Here is a 12,042-nt window from a genome sequence, read left to right on the forward strand (position 1 = left end):
AACAACATATACCCTCATTTATTGTCCTCCACATCGATGATATGATCAATAATACGCTTTAAATCTCTTATATTGTCAAATGGCATCACTGCATCATACAGATCCTCAAAATATGAATCAGTAACAAATAAATCATCCATGCCAAGTACAGCGATCTCTAGTTTGCCATTTATTTGGGCAATAGATAGAGTTCTGTTGGCCCGTATTGGTATATGTACATTGTCTAAACTCATTACTTGTCCTTTCTTAAATCATTAGTTGTCAGTTTGCTTGCGTTCATTCGTCCTTTATTCACGTTAAGAGGCTTACTTGGTTCTTTCCAAAATGAACTACCACGGTAACAGTGTCTGTGATAGTTTGCTATTACACTATCGTTTTCATATAAAACAATGCCAGTCCCTTTCTTGATTTTCTTACCGCATATATCACACCTCATCGCTTGTCCTTTCTATTTTTAAAAGCTATCACACTGGCCCATATCAGCCCAGAGAGCCAAACCAGTGCGAATAGTAAATAGATAAAGTTTTGTAGGTTCATGTTAATTCCCATCTATTTGTTATACAGTATTACATTGCTTGAGTGAGTGTAATATTCCTCGCCATTTTCAAAAGTTACGCGAATGCTATCTTGTTCGTCATATTTTGCCCATTGCTTTACTTCACCTTCGACAATTCGTCCGTCAACTAGTCTGATTTTTGCGTATTTGAAAGTAAAAGTTGTTCCAAGAATATCTTTATTTCCACACCCCGATAGTGTTATAAAAGACAAACAAACAAAAACTGTGATCAATAATTTTTTTATCATATTCCTACCTCTTCCTCTACTTCAATATTTTATAGCGCCCATCTTTTTTGGACTTATTCCTTTTAAAAATAGGGTTCTTTTTTTCCTTCTTCTGCTGCTTGTGATATTCACTGTCTTTATTGAAGATAATATCTTCATATTCAATAAGTTCAAGAATAAAATATCTAGATAGGTATCGTTCAGGTTGTTTCATCCCTCAACCTCCTAAATTGCTAAATGGAACTTCCCACTCATAATTGTCGTATTCATAACAAACATTTTTGATAATTTCACCTTTTGAAATTTCAATTTCCTGTGTGAATCCCATGCCACATTCAAATGTAAAAATTTTAATATCAACATCAAACTTACTTGAAATTTCTTGATAATTTTCTGGAATAGCACTCCATGCTTGCTCAAAATTATCCAGTTCAACGATACAAAATTCTTCTTCAAGCCAAACTTCTATTTGTTTTTGGTCAATAAATGCTCGTCTTGTACCATTGATGTAAAAATAGGGAGCTGTGTTGTTGAATTCAAGTAGAGTGCCATCATATTTTTCTTCTAATGTTACAGTGTCGCTTAATAGCATTTCTTTCAATGCTGATGAAATATTTTCGCTTCTTCCTCTTAATTTAAGAGATCCTTTGGCCCAATTTGGCATTATTCCTACACCTCCTCAACTTCTATTCCCGGACAATCAAACACCCAACCGTTAAATATCATATCCATAATATCTTCCTTTACTTCCTATGCCAGTTTTTATCAACGTTGTCGCCCAAGAATAGCTTTTGCCAAAGAAAATACTAGCTTCTCTTCGTGTGTTGAAAAAATATTTTTTATCTTTTAAAATATCTACAATTACGCACGCTTTCTTTGTTTTGTCCGTCATAGCTTTCATATGTTCATCGCTAGATATTTTAGCCAATCCTTTTTTATAGGCTCTTACTGTATTTTCTTTACCTGTTACCCATTCCAAATTCTCTGCTCTATTATCAGTCTTAATACCATTCACATGGTCGACTTCCGGTAAATTATCTGGGTTTGGTATAAATGCTTTAGCAACTAATCTATGAACTCTAAACGTTCTTTGTCTTCTCTCTCCTTTTGCTCCAATTTGAAGATTTACTAACACATAGCCAAATCTTTTCACAACCCTTGTTTTTATATTCTTTTTAGTTTTTTTATTTCTGATATTTCCTTTGTTTGAAACATCATAATCTAGAGCATCTAAAATTGTCTTCCATTCTTCATTCAACTTCTTCAACCTCTATTCCTTCACAAGAGAAAATCCAGCCGAAGCCGGCGCTTTCAAGTTCTTTCCGGGTGCAGTGTGTTCCTACAGCGGGTCCATTTTCAGCATCAGCGAAATACCATTCAGCATCAATTGAATCATAATTGAGATAGCTAGTATTTTCTCTCAATCCTTTCATCTTCACCAGATACCGCTTCTCTTTCTCGACTGTGTAGCCGAATTGGTGCATATTTACAAGGATTTGAAATGGTTCTGTTCTTGAGTCTCTAAACCATCTTTTGAAGTCAGACTCATCTTGTCTATCAAATAGATACAAATAATTAAAAACTGCAAACTCAAAATCATTTTTATGTTTTTCATACCAATCCGCTACGAACTGCGGAACGGCTGGCTTCTGCGGTTCGTCTAGTTTAGAAGCAAGTTCTATTGCCGTGTCTATCTCAATATATTCTACTTTGTTACCAAAAAGATTCTTTAAACCTTTCATCTGTTCAATCAACTCTTGTTTATTCATCACTCCACCTCCGACACAGTTATGTTGAACGTGTGACCGTCTAAAACAAACTTTCCATTGCTCCCCAAAATATTATCATCTACGATAATTGCTTTTGCTGTATCTACTACAAGCTTTCCTACTTGTAATGCAAACACAAAATCGTCTATCTTGGGCATTTTCTCATTTTTTATCATTTCGCCACTTGGTGGTTGAGGGTAGCTCATCCAGAAAACTACGTCTTCATCAGTGTTCTCAAAACCAATTCCTTCTCCATAATCAATCCAGGTATCGGTGTATATATTTTGAGTCTCTGGATTATAGACAAGGACTTCTTCATCAATTTCTGGAGTTTTACCTTCCCAAATGTACTCAATAGCATTATGAAAAAATTCCTTTTCATCTTCAGCAATATTCCTTGTTGTTAACTTATTCCATTCCATTACACTACTTCCTTTATTTCTGAATATAGGATTTCCATGTTGAACCCACTGTCAATAAACTTGTCTGTCAATTCTTTGTTAATACCATTCCCCAGACACTGCTCGTTCATCCTTCCACCTCCTCAATCTACGCTTCCTTCAAATACTGGTTAAATACACCTTCGTCAAGAACTCCATTCTCAATTAAAGTCTCAACAGCAATTTCAATTTTAATCAAACGATTTAATTCTTTATTAGGCAATGAAGCCATGATAATCTCTTCCATTATTTCACCTCTACTATTTCTCCCGTGAATTTGTTTTCAAGACATCTAAACAGTTCATATTCTCCGTTGTTATACGAATAAACTGCCGTCGTTGTCTCTTCCCACTGACTTTTAGTATATGGGTATCTGTTTGGTCGTGTCATATTACCACCTCATATATAAATATTTCGTATCAATATCCTGTTCTAAAATACACTCTTTCAACGACTTCAAAGCTTCCAATGCTCCGCTGACTGTCCCCCATTTGTTTTCAGGTTCATACTGAGTATACTTCTCTGGATACCATTCTAACTCAGATATACCACGGGAGATATTATCTAAAATGTCAGCAACATTGTATGTTGTGTTTATGTTAAAATCCCAATTCATGGCAACTCTGAACATTCTTCCAAGATTGTAGGTTGGAGAACTATATTTAGGTTCGGCAATGCAAATATAATCTCCATTTTCTATTTTTGCTAATATTTCCAAATCATAACTCATTCTGTTACCTCCAACAATTCGGGATTCTCCAGCGAGTTCCCGATAACCTCAAATTTATAATAAGAGAGATATAGCGGTTGCCATTCTGCCGTTCTACTTTTCAGTTCATCTACAAACTCGTAGATAAAACAAGCGTAAGAACCATGCCATTTAACAATAACTTTTCTGCCATTATAATCAAGGATATCTTTTTCAAAAATTTCCTTACCGTTCTTATCCTTGAGGCCTGTTGATTGCATGAGGATAACATCTTCCCCGTTTCTCTTATCTTCAAATTTTAATGGAACTGATGTAGAGCCATCACTGAACTTCCCGATGATCTCCTTTCTGACAAATGAAATCATCAATATTTCATTGATCATTTCTTCCGCCAGCACATACCACGCTCTATACTTTAGAATCATTCTTCCACCTCCTCAAAATTTCTTTGGTTTATTTCTTTTGAAAATAGGATTCTTCTTTTCTTTTTTCTTCTGCTTGTGATATTCACTGTCTTTACTAAAAATAATATCTTCATCTTCAATAAGTTCTCTGATAAAGAAATCGTCTGGAATCATTGTGTTACCTCCTCAACTTCTATGCTTCCTTTAAATATTCATTAAATACATCTTCATCAAGAATTCCGTTTTCGATTAGATTTTCAACTGCGATTTCAATTTTAATCAAACGATTTAATTCCTTGTTTGGCAACGAAGCCATAATAATTTTTTCCATCACTCCACCTCCTCAACAAAGTAAGTATGATAAGTTCTTTCATTTCAATTCCATCGCTATCGCTTCGATCACGTTCACGGTCACGCTATTTCCTGCTTGCTTGTATAGTTGAGAGTTGCTATTGACCTTTTGCGCCTTATCAAATGCCCAATCAGGAAATCCTTGCAACCTCCAACATTCTCTGGGGGTTAGTTTTCTGATTCGATAGCCATCTGATAAGTGATTATTTTCGTGATAGCTATTACTTGTCAAAGTAGGAGCGATATCATGTTCTCCACCTTGATTATAACCATGACCACGCTGGATGATTTTAGGCTCAAGTCCTCCCCCTTGATAGGCTCTGATGGTTGGTGCAATCCCATCTGTTTTGTAAACAACTCCACATTGATTGAAATTGGGTTGCAATGTTCCAAATTGTTTTATAGTATTGCTTTTTACCGCTATTTTCTGCCCCTCTCCCTTATTTGTTGTAAGTGTGGGAGCTAGACCATTAGCCTGATAGACTTCTCCATTCATGCCATTGCCGGACGGATTAACATTTCCGATTTTTATTACCGATTGACAACTAATTGGCTGACTTTCTCCACTGAGAGGAAAAACGCTTCTGGTACATTGTCCTCTAAGATGTCCGACAATGAACACACGTTCCCGGTTTTGGGGGACTCCAAAATTCTTGCTGTTAAGCACTTGCCATTCCACATCATACCCCAGTTCATCAAGCGCTCCGATGATTGTTTTAAAGGTGTTTCCTTTGTCGTGGTTGAGGAGTCCTTTGACGTTTTCAAGAAAAAGAAGTTTAGGTCTGAGAATAGATGCGAACCTTGCGATTTCAAAGAAGAGAGTTCCTCTTGTATCTTCAAAACCTCTTCTAGCTCCCGCAATTGAGAAAGCTTGGCACGGAAATCCTCCACAGATAATATCCACACGTCCGATTCTTCGAATAGACTCATCTGATACCGTTGTGATGTCATGTAATTCAATCTCTCCTCTCGTATCGTGTATGGCTTTATAAGACTTGCGAGCAAATTTGTCAATTTCGCAAAACCCTACACATTCATGCCCGGCGGATTCCATCCCAAGACGAAATCCACCAATTCCTGCAAATAGATCCAAAAATTTCATTCAGCACCTCTCAAAATGGCAAATCGCTTTCATCGATGTCCATCGGATTTGCGTAGTTAGGTGGCATCTGTTCTGTCATGCTGTTTTGATTTGCGGTATTGTCACGCTTTTCAAGAACTTGGAAACTTTCTGCGACAACTTCAGTCACATATACACGTTGTCCTTGCTGGTTCTCGTAACTTCTTGTTTGGATTCGTCCAGTGATCCCCACAAGCATTCCCTTCCTCGTCCAATTGCAGAAGCGTTCTGCTTGTTCTCGCCACATCACACAGTTGATGAAATCTGCATCATATTCATCATTTGCATTTTTGAAATTACGATTGCATGCAATATTGAATTGAGCTGTTGCGATGTTGTTAGGTGTGTAGCGTAGTTCTGCATCTCTGGTCAATCGACCAATAAGAGTCACATTGTTAATCATTATTATCCTCCGACATTATTCGTTTCAGCAGCTTCCTTGACTGCTTCTGCTTTCTTGCGTTCCTGCATTTGATATTCTTGATTTAATTTATTCAAAATGACATCTTGTGCAGTATTTTGTTCTGCCATTCTTTGAATGCTCAACTCATGCTCCTGAATCGTCCATTCCATATCTTTGATTTTGTTTTCTTGATCTACTAATCTAGAATTGAGATTGATAGCAATGACTAGTGAAATAACTGCCAATGAGATCAAATTAATAATCAGCCAATTGATTTTACTTTTCATCTTCAACTACCCTTTCTATTCTATACTGGCCAGCTTCTCTTCCTTGTTCATTCAAGTGTATATAATACTTGAGAATTGACACATCTTTGCCAGTGATCTTGCTTAGTTCTTTGATTGGAGCAGTACAGATGTATTTTCCTTGATCAAAGAATCTATAATCTGTCAATTCTTCTGGATCTCCCATCAGTGCCTTCTCGTCAATGTTGAAGAATTTGCATAATTCTTGGACATGAGCTGGTTTTATATTTTTGTTTGTGATCCATTGTTGAATTGTATTTGGATTTCTATTCAATTTCATTGACAGCTCTTTGCGTGTTAGTCCTTTACCAAGGATCAACAATTGCAATTGTTGACGAAAGTGATCCATCTGATTTCTCGTGTAATCTCTCATGCTGTCACTCCTGTTCATGACTTTTTTTCAAATCCTCAATGAGCCATTCAAGATATTTCTTAGCCTTATCCAAATCTTCAAGCCCATTCTTCTTCTGGAATCTACATAGATACTTGATAGCATTTCCCCAATAGAATCCCTGAACCCCTTTCAGATTTCCTGCAAAGTTCCGGATGACATCAATGGATTCCAGACCATATTCACCGCAATAGTGATTTGGCTTATTCACTGAATCATTCATTTCTTCTAGAATTTGTTCAAATGACCGTTCTTTCATTTTAGTCTTTCCTCCTTAATCCAAATACCGTCAACCAATTTTCCTTTGCGGTCCTTGATTTCTTCATAGGCTTTATTTAAGCACTCCACAAAATCATAGTTCAGCATTTGAGAAATTCGCATCAATTCATGTACTACGCTTTTGAGTTGGTAGCCTTGACGGTTAAAATAAGATGCCAGTGCTTGATCAACCATCAATACAAAATAATCTTCTGTTTTTGCAGCTTCTGAGAAAATGAATTTCTCTTGTTCTGGGAAAATTTCTTTTGTGTTGATTCCAAGTTGAAGAGTCAAGCCGATCAATACAACAGTGATGTCTCCAATACTATCTTTAGTCACTTCTTCATCTTTTTCAGCAATTCCTCTCGACAGCTCACCGATTTCTTCATAGAGCTTCAGGAATTGCTTATTGGGTTCTTGAGTGTGTAAGTTGCGGTCATAAAACCATTTTTGAACTTTTGAAATTAGATCCTTTAGTTTGTTGTTTTCCATTCGTTAATACCTCCGACTTTCCATGCTTTCAGGAAATTTATAAATGTGCTTGCTTGCTCCCTTGAAGATTCGGTCAGCAAGTGCTTGATTGTAGATTTTTTTGATGTCATTACTTGACAAGTTAGTGTTGAAGAATGTTGTTTGCCTGTTGTCTAAAATTTTAAACAGCACTCTCTGTCTCCATTCATTCGCTTCTTTTAGATTGGCGCTCATGCTACTTTCTTTCCCCAAATCGTCCAAGAAGAGAAAGTCAACTTTGCTGAGTAGGTCAACAGCGTAGCTCTCTGTGAAGTCTCCTCGACCATTGAAGCTTTCTTCAATCTTATTGAAGAGAGCTGATGTTGAGATGAAGATCACGCTTTTTGGATTCTCACATTCTTTTGATTTCTCATTCAATGCTTTTGCTAATCCAATAGAAAGATGGCTCTTCCCAATCCCAGGCGGTCCACTTAGGATCACATTCCCTGTTTCAAATTTCAGATAATCCCTCAGCATCCGTTTCATGAAGTTGAGAGCTTGTTCATTAGTTGAATTATCTGCTACATAATTCTCTAATGTTTTATCACTCAACTCTTGAGAATAGATGCTTTCTCTGTCAAAGACTTTGTAAGTGTGAGACAAGAGAGCCTGAATTTTCGCTTCCTGTCTCAATACGGATTCCATCTTCATGATTTCTTCTCTCTCACACTCAGGGCAAATTTCAATGATCTGTTCTGATCCACTGATCTTCACTTTTGCATGCTGGATTTGACAACCATGCTTTTTACAAGATGTAATTTCTTCATTCATTAGAATCCCAACCTTTCATCTTGTTTCTGAACGTTTGGCTGTTTAGGCATTTGCTGATTGCGGTATTTTTCAAATTTACTAGCATTGAAGAGTGTATCTGGTGTTAAGTATTTAGACATCTTTGTGTTGTCCTTCCATTCGTTTGTCTTAACATCAATCACATATTTGAAGTCTTCAATTGTGTAGTTCTCACTTAATCTTCCATTGATCAGCCTTTGAGTTGACTTGCTAGTTGATTTGAAATGTGAACCGGTTTTTTCATTTAGATATTTGATAATTTCTTCATAGACATCTGGTTGGGGCTTTTGCCCCTTATCTATTTCTATATCTTTATCTATATCTATATCTATATCTCCATTACACTTTGTTACATCGGTGTTACATTGTAACGTTTTTTGGTTTTCTCGATGCTTGCGAACTCTACGGGCGCTAGCTGTTTCACTACCTATCATTTCTGGAACTTGTTCAAGATTGAACTGGTAATTGTCTGATGTTGTCAATAATTTCTTTTTAGTTAAAAACATCAATGCCAATCTAATTGCTTCCGGATCTTCATCAATGATGAGTGATAGTTCTTCAGCTAGATCTTCAGCCAATCCCTCAAAGTACAATTTTCCTTGTTCAGCTAGACTTACAAGCATCATCTTCAGATAGATGATTGTGATTTCTTCTCCTCCAGGGAGCTTCCTCATTAGCTTCATTTCCTTGGAATTAAAGAAGTCCTCTTTTAATTGCAACCAGTAATATCTACGGTTTTCAGTTACCATTCATCAGGCCTCCTTATTTGAAAATTTTGCGTACTCTTTTAGGAAGAATAATTGGACAGTCCCAAGGCTCCCATGCCTGTTCTTCTCAAGAATAAGTTCTGTTACATTGTCCGGCTCCTCTTGTTCATCTCGCTTGTAATAAGCTTCTCTATACAAGAAGGCTACTATGTCAGCGTCCTGCTCAATAGATCCGGATTCTCTCAGATCTGAAAGGATTGGGCGTTTGTCATTTCGCTGATCAACTCCACGGGAAAGCTGACTGAGGGCGATGACCGGAACTTTCAATTCTTTTGCCAGAATCTTCAATTGCCTTGAAATTTCAGATACTTCCTGTTGCCTGTTTTCTCTTCCTCTACCTTCTATTAGTTGTAGATAGTCAATCACAATCAATCCTAGACCGTCATTTTCTTGAGCTAACCTTTTGGCCTTTGATCTAATTTCTGAAATCTTTACTCCTGCTGTATCATCAATGAAGATCTTCCCTCTTGCTAGTCGTTCCTGTGCTGAAATCATTCTGCGCCATTCACTTTCGGTGAGATTTCCAGTTCTAACATGATACGATGGAATCAATCCTTCTGCTGACAGCATACGTTCAACCAAGCTTTCTGCTCCCATTTCTAGTGAAAAGATTGCTACTGCTTTATCTGAATTCTTAGCTACGTTCTGGGCAATATTCAGAGCAAATGCTGTCTTACCCATTGCAGGTCTTGCAGCAATAATGATCAAGTTATCTTCATGGAGGCCTGTCGTGATTTGATCAAAATCAGTGAATCCTGTTGAAGTTCCTGTCACATCACCAACCTTCTGAGAGCGTTCATCTAGAATAGATTGTGTTGAATCAATCACATCAATGATGGGCCTGAAGCCTTTTTTCTGTTCATTTGAGATTGTTGATAAATTCTGCTCAGTTTGAGAAAGGATCTCATTCAAGTCTTTCTGGCCATCATAAACGCTTGAAATGCTATGGCTCAGATCTTCAATGACCTTTCTGGCCCTTGATTTTTCAGCAACTACTTTTGAATAGTGTTCAATGTGGGCGCTTGTGGGGACTGCATTGATAAGGCTTGCCAGGAATGGCATCCCCCCAATTTGTTCAAATTGCCCAATAGAGTCAAGGGCAGATTTTACAGATACGGGATCAATTGGGTCACCTTTATCAGACAACTCTTGCATGATGTTGAATACCATTCCATGCGACAGTTTGAAAAAACTATCTTTTGTCAAGTATTCAGAAGCGATGTGGATCTTATCAGGATCAAGGAAGATGGAACCTAACACAGCTTGTTCAGCTAATAGATCATGAGGCAGTACATTCATATTTTCTGCCATTTAATAACTCCTATCTGCGATAACCGAAGCGCATTGCTTCCCGTGCTTCTTGGATGCGTTGTTGTTCTTCGATCATTTTCTTGAGTTCACGCTTTGACTCTTTGCATCTTTCACTAATTGCACTGATAATAATCATTTGAAGCAAGATCACCATGATCAATAAAGCAATAATAATTTCTAGTAACATTTTTAATTCCTCCAGTATTCATTCAAGTCAACAGCCATGATTGCTGCCAAGTTCTTTTGTTCTGTCAAGATTTGGCGCTTGTAGGGTGCCAATCCCTCATTCCGTTCTTCATCATTCTTAGGAAGATAATACCCATTTGGCTTTCTCTTCTTTGCAACTATTGGATGCCCAAAGTTTACACGCAAGCTCTCAATGATATTTTCTATTGCTCTCTTATCGCATTGAAATTCATTTCTGAGCTGAACTGCTGTGATTGGCATTTCATTTGTTGCGTAGTTCTTGATGTAGTTAAGGACATTTGCCTCAGTGGCTGTCATCTCTCTAGATATTGCCATGTGTGCCCTCCTTGTGTTATAATTGTTTTAGTAATTTTGTTAAGCGCCTGATTTTTTCGGGTGCTTTTTATTTTTGCATTGAACGACAAAACCGCTGAACATCTTCAAGGTTGTAAAGGTATTTCCCACCTTTTCCAGATTGCTGGAACTGAAACTTCCCTTGGTCTCTCCATTCCTCAAGTTTTGTTCTTCCCCAGCCAGTGGATGCTTGAAGTTCTTTGATAGAGACCCATGTTGTCTGTCTTGATGTTCTTTTCTTAGCTTCATCCAATGCTTTGATATTTAATTGAACCAGCTCTTCAAATAGTTTATCTTTGAACTCTGGACCAAATAATTCCAATACCATCTATCTTTCCTCGAATTTTTCCCATGATTCAGAAATTCGCAATTTCTTATTTATGCGCAATTTCAAATCATCACTGCCTTTCCCGTTCTTGAACATCTGTGTGATCATCGCTGGGCTAACCCCGACCACAGTTGCAAGATCCGAACGAGTCCATCCACGTTTGTGGAGTTCTTCTTCTACAAGCTCAATCCATTTACGATGTTGTTGGCTCATGTTTTTTCCTCCTTTATTTTCAATAGAGTTAAAGAGTTAGTAAATTGTTTTAAAAACGCTTGACAATTTTAATGTATAGTATTAAAATGAAAGCATAATTAAAAACCTTGATAAAACGTTATATCTATCAATTTTCTTGCTCGCCAAAGCTATTTTATTTTTAGGTAAGTTTTAACTCTGTTTTTTACTAACTCATTAACTTACAAAAACTATTTTAATACTCCACATTAACTTTGTCAAGTGTTTTAATGTGAAATATTAAATATTTTTTGTCATATTCTCAGAAAGGTTGAAAAATCAATGTTTCAGACATTTGACAGAATTAAAGAACTTGCCCAAAAGCAAGGGCTTTCAATAAATTTATTGGAAGAAAAACTAGGTTATAGTAGGAATACTATTTATAATCTAAAAAATTCCAAACCGTCTACTGAACGAATTTCAGAAATCGCAGATTACTTCAATGTGTCCACCGACTACCTCTTGGGACGCACGGAAAATCCTAACATTGCGAAAGATGGTGATGCTTCTGCACCATTAGATCTCAGAGATATTGCTGCGCAATCAATGTTATTTGACGGAAAACCATTGACGGAAGATGACATAGATTTCATTACAGCAGTTCTGGAGGCGCACTTGAAAAATAAATAGAGG

26 protein-coding genes are annotated in these 12,042 nt (G+C 37.0%); 1 reads left to right on the top strand and 25 read right to left on the bottom strand.

Annotated features, from left to right (window positions below; all coding sequences use genetic code 11):
• Positions 1 to 14: 14 nt before the first annotated feature.
• The 25 genes from ADH92_RS02010 to ADH92_RS02110 form a co-directional block, all read right to left on the bottom strand.
• A complete protein-coding gene (locus tag ADH92_RS02010; protein WP_049496604.1) occupies positions 15 to 233 on the bottom strand; it encodes a hypothetical protein in 219 nt (72 codons plus the stop codon).
• 316 nt (positions 234 to 549) lie between these two features.
• Positions 550 to 804 (bottom strand): hypothetical protein, encoded by a 255-nt coding sequence (locus ADH92_RS02020; RefSeq protein ID WP_049496608.1) that lies wholly within the window; start codon positions 802 to 804, stop codon positions 550 to 552.
• 16 nt (positions 805 to 820) lie between these two features.
• A complete protein-coding gene (locus ADH92_RS11220) occupies positions 821 to 997 on the bottom strand; it encodes a hypothetical protein (protein ID WP_192832642.1) in 177 nt (58 codons plus the stop codon).
• 3 nt (positions 998 to 1,000) lie between these two features.
• Entirely contained in the window at positions 1,001 to 1,447 is a 447-nt protein-coding gene (locus tag ADH92_RS02025) for a hypothetical protein (protein ID WP_049496611.1), read from the bottom strand.
• A gap of 51 nt (positions 1,448 to 1,498) precedes the next feature.
• Positions 1,499 to 2,041, bottom strand: a complete 543-nt coding sequence (locus ADH92_RS10350; RefSeq protein WP_160312903.1) for an HNH endonuclease signature motif containing protein — start codon at positions 2,039 to 2,041, stop codon at positions 1,499 to 1,501.
• Positions 2,034 to 2,552 (bottom strand): DUF1642 domain-containing protein, encoded by a 519-nt coding sequence (locus ADH92_RS02035; RefSeq protein ID WP_049496615.1) that lies wholly within the window; start codon positions 2,550 to 2,552, stop codon positions 2,034 to 2,036. Before ADH92_RS02035 ends, ADH92_RS10350 begins: the two co-directional genes overlap by 8 nt.
• Positions 2,552 to 2,974, bottom strand: coding sequence for a hypothetical protein (locus tag ADH92_RS02040; RefSeq protein ID WP_049496616.1), 423 nt, complete (start codon positions 2,972 to 2,974; stop codon positions 2,552 to 2,554). The genes ADH92_RS02035 and ADH92_RS02040 overlap by 1 nt, the downstream gene beginning before the upstream one ends.
• Before the next feature lie 127 nt (positions 2,975 to 3,101).
• Complete coding sequence (locus tag ADH92_RS11225; RefSeq protein WP_192832643.1) at positions 3,102 to 3,239, bottom strand: hypothetical protein; 138 nt, start codon at positions 3,237 to 3,239, stop codon at positions 3,102 to 3,104.
• 144 nt (positions 3,240 to 3,383) lie between these two features.
• Positions 3,384 to 3,722 (bottom strand): hypothetical protein, encoded by a 339-nt coding sequence (locus tag ADH92_RS02045; protein WP_049496619.1) that lies wholly within the window; start codon positions 3,720 to 3,722, stop codon positions 3,384 to 3,386.
• A complete protein-coding gene (locus ADH92_RS10455) occupies positions 3,719 to 4,126 on the bottom strand; it encodes a YopX family protein (protein ID WP_080978946.1) in 408 nt (135 codons plus the stop codon). Before ADH92_RS10455 ends, ADH92_RS02045 begins: the two co-directional genes overlap by 4 nt.
• Before the next feature lie 12 nt (positions 4,127 to 4,138).
• Positions 4,139 to 4,279 (bottom strand): hypothetical protein, encoded by a 141-nt coding sequence (locus ADH92_RS11230; protein ID WP_192832644.1) that lies wholly within the window; start codon positions 4,277 to 4,279, stop codon positions 4,139 to 4,141.
• A gap of 19 nt (positions 4,280 to 4,298) precedes the next feature.
• Positions 4,299 to 4,436, bottom strand: coding sequence for a hypothetical protein (locus tag ADH92_RS11235; protein ID WP_192832645.1), 138 nt, complete (start codon positions 4,434 to 4,436; stop codon positions 4,299 to 4,301).
• Positions 4,437 to 4,475: 39 nt separating this feature from the next.
• Positions 4,476 to 5,558, bottom strand: coding sequence for a DNA cytosine methyltransferase (locus ADH92_RS02055; protein ID WP_049496622.1), 1,083 nt, complete (start codon positions 5,556 to 5,558; stop codon positions 4,476 to 4,478).
• 10 nt (positions 5,559 to 5,568) lie between these two features.
• A complete protein-coding gene (ssb, locus tag ADH92_RS02060; RefSeq protein WP_049496625.1) occupies positions 5,569 to 5,979 on the bottom strand; it encodes a single-stranded DNA-binding protein in 411 nt (136 codons plus the stop codon).
• A gap of 2 nt (positions 5,980 to 5,981) precedes the next feature.
• On the bottom strand, positions 5,982 to 6,272 hold the full coding sequence (locus ADH92_RS02065) for a hypothetical protein (RefSeq protein WP_160312904.1): 291 nt from the start codon (positions 6,270 to 6,272) through the stop codon (positions 5,982 to 5,984).
• The gene (locus tag ADH92_RS02070) at positions 6,256 to 6,657 is read right to left on the bottom strand and encodes a helix-turn-helix domain-containing protein (RefSeq protein ID WP_049496633.1); all 402 of its coding nucleotides are present in this window, start codon (positions 6,655 to 6,657) and stop codon (positions 6,256 to 6,258) included. The genes ADH92_RS02065 and ADH92_RS02070 overlap by 17 nt, the downstream gene beginning before the upstream one ends.
• A gap of 4 nt (positions 6,658 to 6,661) precedes the next feature.
• On the bottom strand, positions 6,662 to 6,934 hold the full coding sequence (locus ADH92_RS02075) for a DUF3310 domain-containing protein (RefSeq protein ID WP_049496636.1): 273 nt from the start codon (positions 6,932 to 6,934) through the stop codon (positions 6,662 to 6,664).
• A complete protein-coding gene (locus ADH92_RS02080; RefSeq protein ID WP_049496640.1) occupies positions 6,931 to 7,425 on the bottom strand; it encodes a MazG-like family protein in 495 nt (164 codons plus the stop codon). The genes ADH92_RS02075 and ADH92_RS02080 overlap by 4 nt, the downstream gene beginning before the upstream one ends.
• Before the next feature lie 3 nt (positions 7,426 to 7,428).
• On the bottom strand, positions 7,429 to 8,214 hold the full coding sequence (locus ADH92_RS02085) for an ATP-binding protein (protein ID WP_049496642.1): 786 nt from the start codon (positions 8,212 to 8,214) through the stop codon (positions 7,429 to 7,431).
• Entirely contained in the window at positions 8,214 to 8,981 is a 768-nt protein-coding gene (locus ADH92_RS10355) for a conserved phage C-terminal domain-containing protein (RefSeq protein ID WP_053092309.1), read from the bottom strand. The genes ADH92_RS02085 and ADH92_RS10355 overlap by 1 nt, the downstream gene beginning before the upstream one ends.
• Before the next feature lie 3 nt (positions 8,982 to 8,984).
• Positions 8,985 to 10,310 (bottom strand): replicative DNA helicase, encoded by a 1,326-nt coding sequence (dnaB, locus tag ADH92_RS02095; RefSeq protein ID WP_049496646.1) that lies wholly within the window; start codon positions 10,308 to 10,310, stop codon positions 8,985 to 8,987.
• 10 nt (positions 10,311 to 10,320) lie between these two features.
• Positions 10,321 to 10,497, bottom strand: a complete 177-nt coding sequence (locus tag ADH92_RS11180; RefSeq protein ID WP_155167829.1) for a hypothetical protein — start codon at positions 10,495 to 10,497, stop codon at positions 10,321 to 10,323.
• 2 nt (positions 10,498 to 10,499) lie between these two features.
• Positions 10,500 to 10,832 (bottom strand): hypothetical protein, encoded by a 333-nt coding sequence (locus ADH92_RS02100; protein ID WP_049496649.1) that lies wholly within the window; start codon positions 10,830 to 10,832, stop codon positions 10,500 to 10,502.
• A 67-nt stretch (positions 10,833 to 10,899) separates the two neighbouring features.
• A complete protein-coding gene (locus ADH92_RS02105) occupies positions 10,900 to 11,178 on the bottom strand; it encodes a MerR family transcriptional regulator (RefSeq protein WP_049483877.1) in 279 nt (92 codons plus the stop codon).
• Positions 11,179 to 11,391 carry a helix-turn-helix domain-containing protein gene (locus tag ADH92_RS02110; protein WP_049483878.1) on the bottom strand — a complete coding sequence of 71 codons (213 nt, stop codon included), beginning with the start codon at positions 11,389 to 11,391 and terminating at the stop codon, positions 11,179 to 11,181.
• Between the two features lie 300 nt (positions 11,392 to 11,691).
• Between ADH92_RS02110 and ADH92_RS02115 the strand changes: the two genes are divergently transcribed.
• On the top strand, positions 11,692 to 12,039 hold the full coding sequence (locus tag ADH92_RS02115) for a helix-turn-helix domain-containing protein (RefSeq protein ID WP_049483879.1): 348 nt from the start codon (positions 11,692 to 11,694) through the stop codon (positions 12,037 to 12,039).
• The last annotated feature ends 3 nt before the right edge of the window (positions 12,040 to 12,042 follow it).

Origin of the sequence: Streptococcus parasanguinis, assembly GCF_001073155.1 — a bacterium.
Lineage (GTDB): Bacteria > Bacillota > Bacilli > Lactobacillales > Streptococcaceae > Streptococcus > Streptococcus parasanguinis_D.